The 17,346-nt window shown below is 58.7% G+C and carries 13 protein-coding genes; 6 read left to right on the plus strand and 7 right to left on the minus strand.

Annotated features, from left to right (window positions below; translation table 11 throughout):
- Window positions 1-175 precede the first annotated feature (175 nt).
- On the minus strand, window positions 176-2,458 hold the full coding sequence (locus ACR0DK_RS02070) for an adenosylcobalamin-dependent ribonucleoside-diphosphate reductase (RefSeq protein ID WP_480734653.1): 2,283 nt from the start codon (window positions 2,456-2,458) through the stop codon (window positions 176-178).
- Between the two features lie 129 nt (window positions 2,459-2,587).
- Between ACR0DK_RS02070 and ACR0DK_RS02075 the strand changes: the two genes are divergently transcribed.
- On the plus strand, window positions 2,588-3,019 hold the full coding sequence (locus ACR0DK_RS02075) for a DUF1489 family protein (RefSeq protein ID WP_170392480.1): 432 nt from the start codon (window positions 2,588-2,590) through the stop codon (window positions 3,017-3,019).
- Here the strand turns inward: ACR0DK_RS02075 and hisG are convergent.
- The 3 genes from hisG to hisS are packed head-to-tail and all read right to left on the minus strand — an operon-like array spanning window position 3,016 to window position 6,281.
- Window positions 3,016-3,705 carry an ATP phosphoribosyltransferase gene (hisG, locus tag ACR0DK_RS02080; RefSeq protein ID WP_170401909.1) on the minus strand — a complete coding sequence of 230 codons (690 nt, stop codon included), beginning with the start codon at window positions 3,703-3,705 and terminating at the stop codon, window positions 3,016-3,018. The genes ACR0DK_RS02075 and hisG overlap by 4 nt on opposite strands.
- On the minus strand, window positions 3,702-4,790 hold the full coding sequence (locus tag ACR0DK_RS02085) for an ATP phosphoribosyltransferase regulatory subunit (RefSeq protein ID WP_170802005.1): 1,089 nt from the start codon (window positions 4,788-4,790) through the stop codon (window positions 3,702-3,704). The genes hisG and ACR0DK_RS02085 overlap by 4 nt, the downstream gene beginning before the upstream one ends.
- Window positions 4,791-4,793: 3 nt before the next feature.
- Window positions 4,794-6,281 carry a histidine--tRNA ligase gene (hisS, locus tag ACR0DK_RS02090; protein ID WP_170392483.1) on the minus strand — a complete coding sequence of 496 codons (1,488 nt, stop codon included), beginning with the start codon at window positions 6,279-6,281 and terminating at the stop codon, window positions 4,794-4,796.
- Window positions 6,282-6,406: 125 nt separating this feature from the next.
- On the opposite strand from hisS, the gene ACR0DK_RS02095 reads away from it, so the two are divergent.
- On the plus strand, window positions 6,407-6,601 hold the full coding sequence (locus tag ACR0DK_RS02095) for a SlyX family protein (RefSeq protein WP_480615013.1): 195 nt from the start codon (window positions 6,407-6,409) through the stop codon (window positions 6,599-6,601).
- A 4-nt stretch (window positions 6,602-6,605) separates the two neighbouring features.
- Here the strand turns inward: ACR0DK_RS02095 and ACR0DK_RS02100 are convergent, their stop codons facing one another.
- From ACR0DK_RS02100 to dnaE, 3 genes are all read right to left on the minus strand, one after another.
- Window positions 6,606-6,974, minus strand: a complete 369-nt coding sequence (locus tag ACR0DK_RS02100; protein ID WP_170392485.1) for a hypothetical protein — start codon at window positions 6,972-6,974, stop codon at window positions 6,606-6,608.
- A gap of 5 nt (window positions 6,975-6,979) precedes the next feature.
- A complete protein-coding gene (locus ACR0DK_RS02105; protein WP_170392486.1) occupies window positions 6,980-7,192 on the minus strand; it encodes a YMGG-like glycine zipper-containing protein in 213 nt (70 codons plus the stop codon).
- 86 nt (window positions 7,193-7,278) lie between these two features.
- The gene (gene dnaE, locus ACR0DK_RS02110) at window positions 7,279-10,779 is read right to left on the minus strand and encodes a DNA polymerase III subunit alpha (protein ID WP_480734656.1); all 3,501 of its coding nucleotides are present in this window, start codon (window positions 10,777-10,779) and stop codon (window positions 7,279-7,281) included.
- Between the two features lie 342 nt (window positions 10,780-11,121).
- On the opposite strand from dnaE, the gene xdhA reads away from it, so the two are divergent.
- From xdhA to ACR0DK_RS02130, 4 genes are read left to right on the plus strand one after another with little or no spacing between them, the layout of a single operon-like run.
- Window positions 11,122-12,483 carry a xanthine dehydrogenase small subunit gene (gene xdhA / locus ACR0DK_RS02115; protein WP_480734657.1) on the plus strand — a complete coding sequence of 454 codons (1,362 nt, stop codon included), beginning with the start codon at window positions 11,122-11,124 and terminating at the stop codon, window positions 12,481-12,483.
- Entirely contained in the window at window positions 12,480-14,882 is a 2,403-nt protein-coding gene (gene xdhB, locus ACR0DK_RS02120) for a xanthine dehydrogenase molybdopterin binding subunit (RefSeq protein ID WP_480734658.1), read from the plus strand. Before xdhA ends, xdhB begins: the two co-directional genes overlap by 4 nt.
- A complete protein-coding gene (gene xdhC, locus ACR0DK_RS02125) occupies window positions 14,882-15,817 on the plus strand; it encodes a xanthine dehydrogenase accessory protein XdhC (RefSeq protein WP_223116872.1) in 936 nt (311 codons plus the stop codon). The genes xdhB and xdhC overlap by 1 nt, the downstream gene beginning before the upstream one ends.
- Window positions 15,814-17,331 carry an ABC transporter ATP-binding protein gene (locus ACR0DK_RS02130; protein ID WP_480734659.1) on the plus strand — a complete coding sequence of 506 codons (1,518 nt, stop codon included), beginning with the start codon at window positions 15,814-15,816 and terminating at the stop codon, window positions 17,329-17,331. The genes xdhC and ACR0DK_RS02130 overlap by 4 nt, the downstream gene beginning before the upstream one ends.
- Window positions 17,332-17,346: the final 15 nt, after the last annotated feature.

The raw sequence follows: 17,346 nt of genomic DNA on the forward strand, positions 1-17,346 counted from the left end.
CAAAGGTGCTTCGGTCGACAAGGCCAGTAAATTTCCTTCAGACAAGAAACGTAAAAAAAAACTAGCGCTTCTTAGGTTCCGTCAGCAGGTCGGCAGATCGCAGTTAGAGGTCATTTGGTGACAATAATGGCGGTGTCGCCTGAAGCACCACGACATCAAGTCCTCTTCCGCCAAATCAGCCACACTTAGAATGACCGCAGCTGCGGCAGGTCATGCAGCCTTCGATCATCACCATGTCGAACTGACCACAGGATGGGCAAGCCTTGCCACGCGGGGCGTCCATGTTGACCACCTGCGCCTGAGGATCGGACTTCAGGCCCTTGCCTTCGCCCTCAAGGAAGCCGATATTGACCATGTGTTGCTCGATCACGCCGCCAATCGCGGCCAGGATGGACGGAATGTACTTGCCTTTAACCCAGGCCCCGCCTCGCGGGTCGAACACAGCTTTCAGTTCCTCGACCACAAAGGACACATCGCCACCGCGTCGGAACACGGCCGATATCATCCGGGTCAAAGCCAGCGTCCAAGCATAATGCTCCATATTCTTCGAGTTAATGAACACCTCGAAGGGACGGCGGCGTCCGCCAATGACGATATCGTTAATTGTCAGATAGATTGCGTGCTCGCTGTCCGGCCATTTTAGCTTGTAAGTCGACCCTTCCAGCGATTGTGGGCGATCAAGCGGTTCGGACATATAAACGACCTCGCCCCCGTCAACCTCATGCGGGGCATCCGCGCTTTCACCTGGCGCTTTGTCGTCGCTTTCCGATACGCTCAGAACCGAGCCGGTCACATCGTTTGGCCTATAGGTCGTGCAGCCTTTGCACCCCTGATCCCAGGCCTGCATATAGACGTCTTTGAAGGCGTCAAAGCTGATATCTTCGGGACAGTTGATCGTCTTCGATATCGAACTATCGATCCACTTTTGAGCCGCCGCCTGCATTTTTACGTGATGGGACGGGCTTAGTGTTTGCGCATTCACGAAATACTCGGGCAATTCGGCGTCGCCAAACTTGTCGCGCCACATCTGCACCGCATAGTCCACAACCTCTTCTTCGGTGCGCGAACCGTCCTTTTGCAGCACCTTGCGCGTATAGGCATAGGCAAAAACCGGCTCGATCCCCGAAGACACGTTGCCCGCATAAAGCGAAATCGTACCCGTCGGCGCGATCGAGGTCAGCAGCGCGTTGCGGATGCCGTGTTCGCGGATTGCGTCGCGCACATCGTCATCCATCTGTTGCATGGTGCCGCTGGCCAGATATTTCTCGGCGTCAAACAGTGGGAAAGCGCCCTTTTCCCTCGCCAAATCGACCGACGCCAGATACGCGGCGCGCGCGATTGCGTGCAACCAGCGCTCGGTCTGACGCGCCGCCTCGTCCGAGCCGTAGCGCAGACCCAACATCAACAGCGCATCGGCCAGACCAGTCACGCCCAGCCCGATGCGGCGCTTGTCTTGCGCCTCGGCTTCTTGTTCGGCCAGCGGGAATTTCGACGCGTCCACCACGTTGTCCATCATGCGAACGGCGGTGGCCACCAGCTCTTGCAAGGCCTCCTCGTCCAGATGCGCGGCATCCTCGAACGGCTCGGCAACCAACCGTGCCAGATTGATCGAGCCCAGCAAACAGGCACCATAAGGCGGTAGAGGTTGTTCTCCGCACGGGTTGGTCGCCGAGATCGTCTCGACGTAATTCAGATTGTTCGCCTGATTGATCCGGTCGATAAAGATCACGCCCGGCTCGGCATAATCATAGGTGGCCTGCATGATCTTATTCCAAAGATCGCGCGCCTGAACGGTGTGATAGACCTTTCCGTCAAATACCAGATCCCACGGTCCATCGGCCTTGACGGCCTCCATGAATGGATCGGTGACCAGAACCGACATGTTGAACATGCGCAAACGCGCCGGGTCGGATTTCGCGGTGATGAACTGTTCGATATCCGGATGGTCGCAGCGCATGGTCGCCATCATCGCACCACGACGCGAGCCTGCAGACATGATCGTCCGGCACATGGCGTCCCAGACATCCATAAAGCTTAGCGGGCCAGAGGCATCAGCGGCAACCCCTTTCACATCCGCGCCACGTGGACGGATGGTTGAGAAATCGTAACCGATCCCGCCACCCTGCTGCATGGTCAGCGCGGCCTCTTTCAGCATGTCGAAGATACCGCCCATGCTGTCGGGGATCGTCCCCATCACAAAGCAGTTGAACAGGGTTACCTGTCGCGCGGTGCCCGCCCCGGCGGTGATGCGGCCAGCAGGAAGGTATTTGAAATCCTCTAGCGCCTCATAGAATTTTTCTTCCCAATGCGCCGGGTCTTCTTCCACACGCGCCAGATCACGAGCTATGCGCCGCCAGCTGTCCTCGACTGTCTGATCGATGGGCGTACCATCCGCCTGTTTAAAGCGGTATTTCATATCCCAGATCTGCTCGGCGATGGGGGCGGCAAAGCGGCTCATTGGTGATTCCCTGTGCTGAAAGAGGCATTCAGATTAGCCCAGATCACATCCAAACCACAACACCTTGATGACAAGCGCATGAGGGCTACAATATAGGGATCACCCTTGGGACGACTCTGTGGGAAAGCTGTGGATAAGTACGTAAACCTCATCAAACTTTCGGTTGGGTCAGAAAGTGTCGACACGCTGATGGCGTGGCAAGACAGCCGCAAACCACTCTATGAGGACGGATACCCGCGCCACGTCACCCGCATGTGGCCCAAGCGCGACGCTGAAATTCTGAATGGCGGGTCGATCTATTGGGTGATCAAAGGTGTGGTCCAGTGCCGCCAGCGCATCCTGCGGCTGGATGAAGTCCGAGGCGAGGATGGCATCCGCCGCTGCGCCATCGTCCTGGACCCCGAGGTACACAGAACGCAGAACGCTCTGAAGCGTCCATTCCAGGGCTGGCGGTATCTCAAGCCTGAGGACACCCCTGCCGACTTGCCTAAAAATCGCGAGCAGGACGATGCCCTGCCCGACGACCTGAACCGCGCATTAGCGGAAATTGGGGTGCTTTAGGCCAACCTGTCCAACAGCTCATTCAAAGCCGTCTTTTCAGCCGCATCGTATTTGGCCACGCGGCTGCGCCACAGCGTGGCCTGCGATTGCAGGATCAACCCATCCGACAGGATTTTCAGGTGGTTCGCCCGCAGTGTTTCCCCGGTCGAGGTGATATCGGCAATCGCCTCGGCTGTCTCATTCACCACCGTCCCCTCGGTTGCGCCCTGGCTGTCGACCAGCGTATAATCGGCCACTCCCGCTTCGGTCAGGAATTCGCGGACCAGACGGTGGTACTTGGTAGCGATCCGAAGCCGATGGCCATGCGCCCTGCGAAAACCTGCCGCCGCTGCATCCAAATCATCCAGAGTGTCCACGTCGACCCAGCAGGCTGGGGTTGCGATGATAAGGTCCGCCTTGCCGAACCCCAAAGGTGCAACCTCTTCCACCTGCTGTTCCCAGCGCGGCAGCTTTTCATGCACAAGATCGATGCCGGTCACGCCCAAATGAATGCGTCCCGCCGCCAGCTCGCGCGGAATCTCTCCTGCAGACAATAGGATCAGCGAGACGCCACCAATCCCATCAACCTTGCCCGCGTATTCTCGGTCTGATCCGCTGCGCGACAGTGTAATGCCGCGCTTTTCAAACCATGCGAAGGTCTTGTCCATCAACCGGCCCTTCGAAGGCACACCGAGTTTCAGGCTCATTGCGCAGCCTCCTCGATTTCGAGCATCAGGTCCGGGCGGATCACGCCGCCAATTGCCGGAATCTCGGCTCCACCACCCAGTTGCCTGGTCAGCGCATCATAGCGCCCACCGGTTGCGACCGGTGGCAGATCAGGGCGGCCTTCGGCATAAAAGCCGAATACAAACCCGTCGTAGTACTCCATCGAGGTCCTGCCATAAGACGCCTCAAAATCCAGTGTATCCACATCTACGCCCCGCGCTTGCAGGGCTGCGATACGAGCTTCCAAACGATCCAAAGCAGATGTGATCTGTGGCAGATCAACCGCAATGTCACGCAGTTGTTCCAGCGCGAAAGGCATGGTTTCTCGCACATTAAGTAGCGTCTCCAAACCGGCCAGTTCATTGTCCGAGATCGGCGACGCAGCGCGGTCTTCGCGCAGAGCATCAATCCGTTCGAGAATTTCGGGTGTGCGGCGCTTGCCTATCATGGGCACGTCAATCGCCAATGGGTCGACCGCGTCAAGCAAAGCATCGCGCCCCTCGAGACTAGCTTTGCGTCCGGCATATCGGTCCAGCAAAACGCGGAACCGGCGAGGCCGCCAGAGATGCCGCATCAGTGCAGCCTTACGACGACTAGTGGTCTTGAGACCCTCAACAGCGGCGATCAGAATACCGATATCACCTGTCGCTGCCCGCAAGGGCAGCCCGCGCAATTGCAGGGCAAATAACGAAAACACCTCGGCATCGGCTCCGGCGGGGTCTTCGCGATCAAATACTTCGTAGCCGACTTGGATATACTCATTAGCACGATCCGGATCGTGTTCCTGACGGCGGAACACTTCGCCGGAATAGGTGTATCTTGCTGGTTCAGCCCCGTCGGACATGTGCATCTGCACCACCGGCAGGGTGAAATCCGGGCGCAGCATCTGCTCACCCCGCAGCGCGTCCGAGGTTACGTAAGCACGGGCGCGGATATCTTCTCCATAGAGGTCCAGCAGCGTCCCGGCTGGCTGCAGCAGAGGCGTATCAACCACCTGCGCGCCCGCCGCCTCGAACCGGACACGCATCATGGCGGCGCGGGCCTGTATTTGGGAACGGTTCGGCATGGGTCAGTCCTGATTGTCCAGAATCTCGCGCACCTTAGCGACCAGATCGCCGCGGGGCACTTCGAACTGGCTGGGCCGTTCTTTCCATTCCTCAAGCGTGGCGCTTTCGGCAATCTTGGCGCCAAGAATCAGGTCCTTGATCTGTACGATCCCATTTGCCTTTTCGTCACCGCCTTCGATCACCGCAATTGGAGAGTTCCGCTTGTCCGCATATTTCAGTTGGTTGCCAAAGTTCTTGGGGTTGCCCAAGTAGACCTCGGCTCGGATACCGGCATTGCGCAGTTCTGCCACCATCGCCTGATAGTCCGCCATGCGATCGCGGTCCATCACGGTCACAACCACTGGGCCGGTGGCCTGCGCCGCGATCCGCCCCTTCTCACGCAAAGCGGCCAATAATCGGTCAACACCGATGGAGATGCCGGTCGCGGGTACTTCCTGTCCGGTAAACCGCTTGACCAGATCATCATAGCGACCACCACCCGAGACCGACCCGAATTGCCGCTTGCGGCCCTTCTCGTCGTATATTTCGAAGGTCAGTTCGGCCTCATAGACCGGCCCGGTGTAATAGCCGAGGCCACGCACGACCGAAGGATCAATCTCGATCCGGTCCGAACCATACCCGCCTGCATCCAGCAGCGCACCAATCTGCTCCAACTCAGCGATCCCGTCCGCACCGATCTTGCTGTCACCCACAGCGGCGCGCAGGTTGGCCAGCGTTCCGGCGGTATCTGCAGCTTTAGAAGTCAGGAAGGCAATCACCGGCTCGGCCTGATCACCGCTAAGACCAACACCATCGATAAAAGCGCCAGAGGCATCCAATCGGCCGTTGGTCAAAAGCTCACGCACACCAGCCTCGCCCACCTTGTCGAACTTGTCGATCGTGCGCAGAACGTTATCTCGGGCGGCGGCGTCTTCACCCAAACCCATCGCTTCGAGCACGCCATTCAGAACCTTACGGTTGTTGACCCGCACCAGATAGTCACCGCGCGGGATTCCAACGGTTTCCAGCGTGTCCGACAGCATGGCGCAAATCTCGGCATCCGCAGCCATTGAGGCCGTGCCCACCGTATCCGCATCGCACTGATAAAACTGGCGATACCGCCCCGGCCCCGGCTTCTCGTTCCGCCAGACCGGACCCATCGCATAGCGGCGATAAGGCGTCGGCAGATCGTTGCGGTGCTGCGCATAGACACGGGCCAGAGGCGCAGTCAGGTCATAGCGCAGCGCCATCCAGTCGCCATTGCCGCCTTCGTCAAATTCCTGCCATGCAAATACGCCCTCGTTCGGGCGGTCCACGTCGGGCAGGAACTTGCCCAACGCCTCAACCGTTTCAACCGCGCTGCTCTCCAAGGCATCGAACCCGTAACGATGATAGACGCCTGCAATCGTCCGCAGCATCTCGGTGCGCTGCGTGACTTCCTCGCCGAAATAGTCACGGAACCCTTTCGGCGTTACGGCCTTGGGGCGGGGCTGTTTCTTGGGCTTGGCCATGTGGGGCGTCCTTGGGATTTAGTGTTCCGCGCGCGGTCTATCCCATGGTCTGTTTCGGGGCAAGGCGGGGTTTCTCTGGCCAGGGCGTCACAGGGTCGCTATGAGACGCCTATAAGGAGAGCCCCATGCAGCATCTGGAAGAGCAGATCGCCCATCTGACCCGCACGGTCGAAGAGCTGAACTCGGTCGTCACAAACCAACAGAACGAGATCGACCGCCTGACCCGCCGCGTCGAGATGCTGTTGCAACGCGAGGCGGAACGCGCGCAGGAAGGCTTAGGCGGCGTTGTGTTCGGCGACGAACGCCCGCCGCATTACTGAGGGGTTACAACCCCAGCGTCGACTTCACCGCGTTATCGACCACACCGCCCAGAAGGGCATTCTTGTCGGCGGCACAACCCTCTGACAGAGCAGCAATGAAGGCTTCGCGCAGTTGGGTCTTTTCCTCGTCAGTGGCCGCATGATCTTCGATATTGATCTGGCGGTTATAGAGTGACAGGGCCGTCATTTTTCCAACAACGGCCACGACAAATTCTTCGTCGCCATCAGCCTCCTCTGCGATCGACGCACATGTGTAGTGCATCACAGGCAAGGCATCCTGTACCATCTGCTCTGCTGAATCGTCAGCCAGCGCGAATGTGGGTACGACAAAGAGCGTGGCACAGAAAGTAGATTTTACGAGAATTGACTGCATCAGCTTCACTTCCAGTTATGTCCGATAATCGCACCGGCCACCCCACCGACCGCAGCCCCTTTACCATCGCCGACCAGCGCGCCAACGCCCGCGCCGACCAAGGCCCCGGTAAGAGTGTTTTTCTTCTTTTTGTCGTCTGCATGTACCGCAGTGGCCAATGCAAGTGAACATGCCGCGGCGAGTGTAAATATCCTGAAAACATTGCCTGAACTTGCCATTTCGGAACCCTCCTGTGAAATGACCTTTGAGGATGTTCACCCAGCCTAGCGGGGTCCATCGCGTGTGGCAACATTACGGTTCGGGATCAGATTTCTTCGATCTCCGATATCCCCTCGAGCGACTTCAGCGCGCCTTTGATTTCTGGGTTGATCGGAAATTCCCGGCCCAGATCCATCTCGACCTCGCCTGGCAGTCCGGGATCGAATAGGCAAACATAAACAGGTCCCTTGGCCACCCTTTTGGCTGAAGCCTCTGCGCCTTCCAGTACCGTGGCCATGTTCGGCAAAACCTTCGAATCCTCGACAAACACACGCAAACCCGTCGCACCCGCATCGGCCACAACTGTATCAACCGGACCAACGGAACGGCCCAGCAGTTTCAGCTGATCGGCCTCCATGGTCGCTTCGGCCGTCAGTACCACCTGTGCGCCGGTTTCCAGAAACTCTCGGGATTTCTCCAGTGTTTCCGAGAATAACGTGACCTCGAATGCCCCAGTCGGATCAGAGAGCTGCGCAAAAGCAAACCGATTGCCACGCGCTGATTTCCTTTCCTGCCGACCTGCAACGACTCCGGCCATCTTAGCGATAAATGGTCCAGAGCGCGCCTTTTCAGTCACCTGGTCCAGTGTCAGCACCTGTTTGCGCTTCAGGGCCGGCATATAGTCATCCAGCGGATGGCCAGACAGGTAGAATCCGATGGCCTTGAATTCCTCGCTTAGGCGTTCGGCAGGTAGCCAATCAGGCGAAGGGGACAGACGCGGTTCGGGCAGGTCATCGCCTGCCTCGCCAAACAGGGAAACTTGGTTGGAATTCTTCTGCTCGTGAATCGCCGCCGAATACTGAACCAACGGATCAAGGCTTTCAAACACACGGCGACGATTTTTATCGAGCTCGTCAAAGGCACCGGCGCGAGCCAGCATCTCAAGCGGGCGTTTGCCGACCTTCTTCAGGTCAACACGGCGGGCGAAGTCGAACAGGTTTACGAAAGGCTTTTCGCCACGCCCCTCAACCACAAGATTCATTGCCTCGACGCCTACGTTCTTGAGCGCGCCCAGCGCATAGACCAAATGCCCATCGGCCACATCAAAGGTCGCTTGGGATCGATTTACGCACGGCGGAACATAGGGCAGCTGCAGCCCCTTGCGGACTTCCTCAAAATAGATCGCGAGCTTGTCGGTCAGATGGATATCGCAGTTCATGACACCTGCCATGAACTCGACCGGGTGGTTCGCCTTTAGCCAGCCGGTTTGATAGCTGACCACCGCATAGGCGGCGGCGTGGGATTTGTTGAAGCCATAGTTGGCGAACTTGTCCAGCAGGTTCCAGACTTCGGTCGCCTTGGCCTCATCCACATTGTTTTCGGCAGCACCTTTGAGGAACTTGGGCCGCTCTGCATCCATCGCCTCCTGAATTTTCTTACCCATCGCGCGGCGCAGCAAGTCCGCGCCCCCAAGGCTGTAACCCGCCATTTCCTGCGCGATCTGCATCACCTGTTCCTGATAGACGATGATGCCCTGCGTCTCATCCAAGATATGGTCGATGGACGGGTGCAGCGTGTCGCGTTCGCTAAGCTTGTTCTTGACTTCGCAGAACTTGGGGATGTTCTCCATCGGGCCGGGTCGATAAAGCGCGACGAGGGCGATGATATCCTCGATACAATCCGGCTTCATCCGCTTGAGCGCATCCATCATGCCCGAGGATTCAACCTGGAACACCGCCACCGTCTTGGCCGCCGAATAGAGTTTGTACGTCGCCTCGTCATCCAGCGGGATGGCGTTGATCTGATTTATTGCCCCTTCGGCGGGTTCATAGAGTTCCGTGCCATCGGGAGCTATGTGAAGGTCACGGCCTGACTTAAAGATCAAATCCATCGCGTTCTGGATCACGGTCAGTGTTTTCAGACCCAGGAAATCGAACTTTACAAGCCCGGCCTGTTCAACCCATTTCATGTTGAATTGGGTCGCAGGCATGTCCGAGCGCGGGTCCTGGTATATTGGAACCAGTGCATCCAGCGGCCGGTCTCCGATCACCACGCCGGCAGCGTGTGTCGAGGCGTTGCGCAGCAGCCCCTCGACTTGCTGGCCATATGTGAGCAGACGGTCCACGACCTCTTCATTGCGTGCCTCTTCCCGCAGGCGCGGCTCATCCTTCAGCGCCTTTTCGATGGAAACGGGTTTGACGCCTTCGACTGGGATCATCTTGGACAGGCGATCAACCTGCCCGTATGGCATCTGCAATACACGCCCAATATCGCGCACAGCCGCCTTCGACAGCAAGGCACCGAAGGTGATGATCTGCCCTACTTTGTCGCGCCCGTATTTCTGCTGCACGTAGCGGATAACCTCTTCACGGCGATCCATGCAGAAGTCGATATCGAAGTCGGGCATAGAAACCCGCTCGGGGTTCAGAAACCGTTCAAACAGAAGCGAATACCGCAGCGGATCAAGGTCGGTAATCGTCAACGCATAAGCCACCAGTGATCCCGCACCCGAGCCTCGCCCCGGACCCACCGGAATGTCATGATCCTTAGCCCACTGGATAAAGTCGGCAACGATCAGGAAATAGCCGGGGAAGCCCATCCCTTCGATGATGCCAAGTTCGAAATCCAGTCGTTCCTGATATTCTTCAGGTGTCACGGCGTGCGGGATCACGGCCAGACGTTTTTGCAGACCCTCGTTGGCGATGCGACGCAGTTCGGCGACCTCATCATCTGCAAACTTCGGCAGGATCGGGTCGCGGCGATAGGCCATGAAGGCGCAGCGTTGCGCGATTTCAACCGTATTCTCGACGGCTTCGGGCAGATCGGCGAACAGCGTCACCATCTCCTGCTGCGACTTGAAATAGTGCTGCGCGGTCAGACGTCGGCGACCGTCCTGCTGGTCGACATAAGCCCCCTCGGCGATACAGATCAGCGCGTCGTGGGCCTCGTACATGTCCGAAGTCGGAAAATAGACGTCATTGGTGGCCACCAGCGGCAGGTTCTTGTCATACGCCATCTCGACATGACTGCGCTCGGTCAAGCGCTCGGCCTCAGGTTGGCCTCCTTCGCCTGGGTGACGCTGCAACTCAACATAAAGGCGATCCGGGAAAATCGCGGACAAACGATCCACCAGAGCCTCGGCAGCAGGGCGCTGACCTTGCTGTAACAGCAACCCTACGGGCCCGTCTGGACCGCCGGTTAAGCAGATCAAATCATCTGATCGTTCCGCCAATTCGTCCAAAGTGACCTGCGGCAACTGCCCGCTTTTGTCTACATACAGGCAGGAACTGAGCTTCATCAGATTCTCATATCCCACCTCGGATTGTGCCAGCAGCACCAGCGGCGCGGGTGCTTTTGGCTTTTCTCCCGGCTGCGCCTGAACGTAACTGAGATCGACCTGACAGCCCATGATCGGTTGCACACCCGCCCCGCTGGCGGTGACCGAAAACTCTAAGGCCGAGAACATTGAATTGGTATCCGTCACCGCGACGGCGGGCATCTCCATCTTCTGGCACAGGTCCGGCAGCTTCTTCAGCCGCACGGCACCTTCCAGCAACGAATATTCAGTGTGAACGCGGAGGTGAATGAATCGGGGGGAACTGCTCATACAGGCTAAGCTATCTCAGCCAGCGACGTTGCAAAAGCGGGAACCGGCACCATCGAATGCCGAAAAAATCATCGGTGATTATTCGGCTTTTTCAGAAGGTGCTTCGGGCGCAGGAACGCACACCTTCCCAAAAAGTGTTTATTTTCAATTTATTAAGTTTCACACATACACGACAATCATGGGCCGCTCGGGTGCAATGGTGTATCATATAGGCAGTTTTTCTTGCCAGATAAGGTGCGCTGTTTCTAACATCTGACGGCAAGCTACCGCCCGCCACTCTTTCTACGTCGCATCGAAGGAGGGCCGAACGGGCGCAACCGGGTAACGCGACGGGTTTCTCGAATGAACATCACGTTTCTTCTGAACGGAGAGACAGTGGAGCTGCCGGATGTCGATCCGACGGCCACCCTACTGGACTGGCTGCGTGAAGATCGCGGTCTGACAGGCACCAAAGAAGGCTGCAACGAAGGCGATTGCGGCGCGTGCACGGTCATGGTGACGGACGAAGACGGCGCAAAAGCTCTGAACTCCTGCATCCTGTTCTTGCCCCAACTGCATGGCAAAGCGGTTCGTACAGTCGAAGGGGCAAGCGGCCCGGATGGCGAAGCACATCCCGTTCAACAGGCAATGGTTGACCTGCACGGCTCGCAATGCGGTTTTTGCACTCCGGGTTTTGTCATGTCGATGGTCGCCAGTCATGCGACGGGCGCCACGGATCATGACACCCAGCTTGCCGGAAACCTGTGCCGCTGCACTGGCTATGCACCGATTATTCGCGCTGCGAAAGCGGTCGAGGACCGTCCCGTGCCAGTCTGGGTCAAAGACAAGCCACTCGCATCTTCTGCTGCGTCGCGCATGCTGCCTGAATCTTCCGATGAACTGGCAGCTGTTTATGCTGAAAACCCAGATGCCACGCTGGTTGCCGGAGCAACAGATGTCGGCCTGTGGGTGACAAAGCAACTGCGCGACCTGGATCCAGTAATCTTCCTCAACCGTTGCGATGATCTCAAACAAATCACCATCACCGACGATGAAATTCGCTTTGGCGCAATGGTCGACATGAATCGGATGGGTGAGGCTCTGGCCGATCTTCACCCCTCTTACGCCGAAATGATCCGCCGCTACGCCAGTGTTCAGGTGCGCCATGCTGCAACGGTGGGCGGCAACATCGCCAATGGCTCGCCCATTGGGGACAACCCGCCTGCGCTGATTGCTCTGGACGCAACCCTTCATCTGCGCAAAGGCGACACCCGCCGGTCCCTTCCGCTGGAAGAGTTCTTTATCGACTATGGCAAACAGGACCGCGTTCCCGGTGAATTCGTCGAAGCTGTCAGCTTCCCCCGTCAGCTGGATCGCCTGAAGGTCTATAAACTCAGCAAGCGGTTCGATCAGGACATCTCGGCCGTCTGCGGGTGTTTCAACATCACCGTCTCGGTCGGCATCGTCACGCAGGCGCGCATCGCGTTCGGCGGCATGGCCGGCATCCCGAAACGGGCAACTCATGTCGAGGCCGCATTGGTCGGTAAACCTTGGGCGCGCGAGGCGATTGACGCCGCGCTGCCTGCCTTTGCTGACGATTATTCACCACTCACAGACATGCGCGCCTCGGCCACCTATCGACTGGAATCCGCCAAAGCGATGCTCGAAAGATACTTCCTGGAAGATCAGGGCGAAGTGACCAATGTGCTGGAGGTATCGGCATGAGCGTGACCAAACCCCTCCCCCACGACGCAGCACCGCTGCACGTTTCAGGAACCGCGCGGTATGTGGACGATATCCCAACACCCAGGGACAGTTTGCATCTGGCTTTTGGCCTCAGCCCGATTGCCAAAGGCAAGATCACCGCAATCGACCTGTCTGCGGTGAGGGCCGCCGAGGGCGTCGTGATGGTTATGGCCGCGGATGATCTGCCCTTCGCCAACGACGTATCGCCTTCGATCCATGATGAACCGCTGCTGTCGGACGGAACGGTCCACTATATCGGCCAGCCGGTGTTTCTGGTCATCGCCAGCAGCCATCTGGCCGCCCGCAAGGCGGCCCGTTTGGGCAAGATCGACTATGCCGAGGAAACCCCGATCCTAACCGTCGAAGAGGCTCTGGCCGCCGACAGTCGGTTCGAAGACGGCCCGCGCATCTATGCCAAAGGCAATGCTGATGCGGCTATTGCAGGATCCGCCCATGTGATCGAAGGGTCATTCGAGCTTGGCGGGCAGGAGCATTTCTATCTGGAAGGTCAGGCCGCTTTGGCCGTGCCGAATGAAGGCGCGGATATGCTGGTTCACAGCTCGACCCAGCACCCGACCGAGATCCAACACAAGGTGGCCGATGCGTTGGGCGTTCCGATGCACGCCGTCAGGGTCGAGACGCGCCGTATGGGCGGCGGTTTTGGTGGCAAGGAAAGCCAGGGCAATGCGCTGGCCGTTGCTTGCGCGGTGGCCGCTCGCGCAACTGGCAAGGCGTGCAAGATGCGCTATGACCGCGACGATGATATGACCATCACCGGCAAACGCCACGCGTTCCGCATCGCCTATAAGGCCGGATTTGACGAGAACGGCCATATTCAGGGCGTCTCGTTCCACCACTACGCCATCTGCGGCTGGGCGCAGGACTTGTCCCTGCCCGTCGCCGACCGCGCGATGCTGCATTCTGACAATGCCTATCTGTTGCCAAATGCACGTATCGAAAGCCACCGGCTGAAGACCAACACCCAATCCGCCACCGCCTATCGCGGCTTCGGCGGCCCGCAGGGCATGGTTGGCATCGAACGCGTGATGGACCACGCCGCGTATGAGCTGGGTCTGGACCCGGTGGAACTGCGCCGCCGAAACTATTACGAACCGGCCCATGCGGTTGCCGAGATCACGCCGTCCGAGCAGCCTTTGGGTCATCCCGACCCGCATGAGGACCTGACGAGCCGCGGCGCGGTCGAAACCGGGGACGCCCCCGTGCGCCCTCTGCCCGCTGGTGGCAATACCACACCCTACGGAATGGAGGTCAGCGATTTCGAATTGCACGGGATGACTCAGGCCCTACTGAAATCCAGCGATTACGAAACGCGCAAGGCCGCCATTGCGAAATGGAACGCCGAGAATCGTGTGATCAAGAAGGGCATCGCCTTCTCTCCGGTCAAGTTCGGGATTTCCTTCACGCTGACCCACCTGAATCAGGCAGGCGCTTTGGTGCATGTGTATCAGGATGGCTCGGTCCATCTGAACCACGGCGGCACCGAGATGGGTCAAGGCCTGTTCCAGAAGGTCGCGCAGGTGGCGGCTTCGCGCTTTGGCATCCCCCTGGAGATGGTCAAAATTACCGCCACAGACACGGCCAAGGTGCCGAACACTTCGGCCACGGCAGCATCCTCGGGCAGTGACCTGAATGGTATGGCAGTGAAGGCGGCCTGCGATACGATCCGCGATCGAATGGCGGACTATCTGGCCGAGCGGCATCAGGCCGATCCGTCGACTGTCACCTTCTCTGATGGCCATGTTTCGGTTGGCGCAGAACGCTACACCTTCGCTGAAGCTGCGGCGCTGGTCTATCAGGGTCGGATCAGCCTGTCGGCGACCGGTTTCTACAAGACACCCAAGATCGAATGGGACCGGATCGCCGGACGAGGCCGTCCGTTCTTCTACTTCGCCTACGGAGCGTCGGTCACTGAAGTGGCCGTCGACACTCTGACTGGTGAGAACCGCATTCTGCGCACCGATATCCTGCATGATGCCGGTGCTTCGTTGAACCCGGCGTTGGATATCGGGCAGGTCGAAGGAGGTTATGTGCAAGGCGCGGGCTGGCTAACGACCGAGGAACTGGTCTGGGACGGCACGGGCAACCTGCGCACACACGCACCCTCGACCTACAAGATCCCCGCCTGCTCAGATCGACCCGACGTATTCAACGTCGCACTCTGGGATGCCGAAAACCGTGAGGACACGATCTATCGTTCGAAAGCGGTGGGCGAACCGCCGTTCATGCTGGGTATTTCAGCATGGCTGGCCCTGTCGAATGCGGTCGCGGCCTGTGGAGAGGCCTACCCCGCTCTTGATGCACCAGCCACGGCTGAAGAAGTTTGGCGCGGCGTCCAAAAGATGAAGGGAGGCATCTGATGGGATTTGACTTGGAGGCTTTGAGGGAGGCGGTCAAAACCCACGGAACAGTGGTCCGGGTGGTCATCGCCGGCATCAAAGGGTCGTCTCCACGTGAAGTGGGGGCCGCGATGCTTGTTTGGAAGGACGGGCAAAGCGGCACCATCGGTGGAGGCACGTTGGAGTATCAGGCAACTGAAGCTGCGCGATCCCAAACCACCGCCACCCGACTAACGCATCACGCTCTTGGCCCCGACATGGGGCAATGCTGCGGCGGTGCAGTTTCATTGCTGAGTGAAGTATTTGATCATGAAGCGCTGAATGCACTGGACGATACCGTCATCGCGCGTTCGGCCTCGGGCGGAGAGATGCCGCTATCGGTCAAACGTCGGCTGGCGGCAGCGCGAGGACAGGGTGTCGCGCCCGAGCCCCAACTGATCGAAGGTTGGATGGTCGAACCCGTTCACAAACCGACGCGTAATCTGTGGATCTGGGGCGCAGGCCATGTAGGCCGGGCGCTGGTGGACGTTTTGTCCCCCCTACCCGATCTGGCAATCACCTGGGTCGATACCGGACCCGAGCGGTTTCCCGATGTGGTTCCAACCGGTGTAACCCCGGTTCCGACCGCAAAACCCGCCGAGCTGGTTCGCCACGCGCCAACCGATGCCGAGCATCTGGTGCTGACCTATTCGCACAATCTGGATCTGGAACTGTGCAACCGGCTGCTTTCGCACAATTTCCTCTTTGCGGGGCTTATCGGCTCGGCTACGAAATGGGCGCGATTCCGGTCGCGACTTGCAGCCCTTGGGCATCCGCCCGAGCGGATCAGCCGGATCACCTGTCCGATCGGCGATCCGGGCTTGGGCAAACACCCGCAGATGATCGCCGTTGGCGTGGCAGCGCAACTGTTACACCCCGCCCGACAGAACGAATTGAAGAAGGACCTGAGCGCGTGACCACTCCACTTCTGAGCTTGCAAGGGCTGACCAAAGCCTATCCCGGCGTCGTGGCCAATGATCAGGTGTACTTTGACATCGGTGAAGGCGAAGTTCACGCGCTGCTGGGCGAGAACGGCGCAGGCAAATCCACGCTTGTCAAAATGATCTATGGGCTGGTGAAGCCCGACAGCGGCTCAATGCTGCTGCGGGGGCAGTCCTATGCACCGCCTGAACCGCGCGCCGCCCTTGCGGACGGGATCGCGATGGTGTTCCAGCATTTTTCGCTATTCGATGCGTTGAACGTCGCCGAGAATATCGCTCTGGGGATGGAGAACCCACCCCCGATGGGAGATCTGGCGTCGCGTATTCGCGAAGTATCCGAAACCTACGGCTTGCCCTTGGATCCTTTCCGTACGGTGGGTGATCTGTCTGCGGGTGAGCGTCAGCGGGTCGAAATCATCCGCTGCTTACTGCAGGACCCAAAGTTGCTGATCATGGACGAGCCGACCTCGGTTCTGACGCCGCAAGAGGTTGAAATCCTTTTCAAAACGCTGAACAAATTGCGCTCGGAAGGGACATCGATCCTGTATATCTCGCACAAGCTGGAAGAGATTCGAACGCTATGCGACCACGCCACGATTCTGCGGCTGGGTAAGAATGTGGGCGAATGTGTACCAGCTGAAACCTCAGCGCGCGATATGGCTGAGATGATGGTGGGCTCGACCCTGCAGACACCTGAACGTTCCGGCCGGGAGTTCGGTGACGTTGCGCTGGATGTCAGCGGATTGTCAGCGCCGTCGCCGTCGGAATTCGGAACCGCGCTTCGCAACGTCCACATGACCGTCCGCAAGGGCGAGGTTCTGGGGATCGGGGGTGTCGCGGGGAACGGTCAGGATGAATTGCTGGGTGTGCTTTCTGGCGAAATTCCGACCACCGCAGATGCGATCAAATTCAGCGGTCAACCCATCGGCAAACTCGGCCCGACCGCGCGGCGTAAGCTGGGCGTGTTGACCGCGCCCGAAGAACGGCTGGGCCACGCGGCTGCCCCTGATATGAGCCTGACCGAAAACGCTCTGCTGACCGGGTCGGTCCGCGAGGGGCTAGAGAATAACGGCTTTCTGAAGTGGTCCGAGACCAAGAGCTTTGCCGAAAAGATCATTAGCGCCTTTGACGTGCGTACGCCGGGTCCTGAAAATGCCGCCCGGTCGCTGTCGGGCGGGAACCTGCAGAAGTTCGTGATTGGTCGCGAAGTGCTGCAAAACCCGGATGTTCTGGTCGTGAACCAGCCGACTTGGGGCGTGGATGCAGCGGCGGCGGCCTCGATCCGGCAGGCCATTCTGGATCTGGCGGCCAAGGGAACTGCGGTCATCTGTATCTCGCAAGACCTCGATGAACTGATGGAAATCTCAGACAGTTTCGCCGCCTTGAACGAAGGACGACTAAGCGCCCCGCGTGAAACCACGGGTCTGACGGTCGATGAGATCGGCCTGATGATGGGCGGCGCGCATGGCATGGAGGTGGCCCATGTCTAAACAGTTACAAGAAAA

It is taken from the genome of Ruegeria sp. CE6, assembly GCF_056537485.1.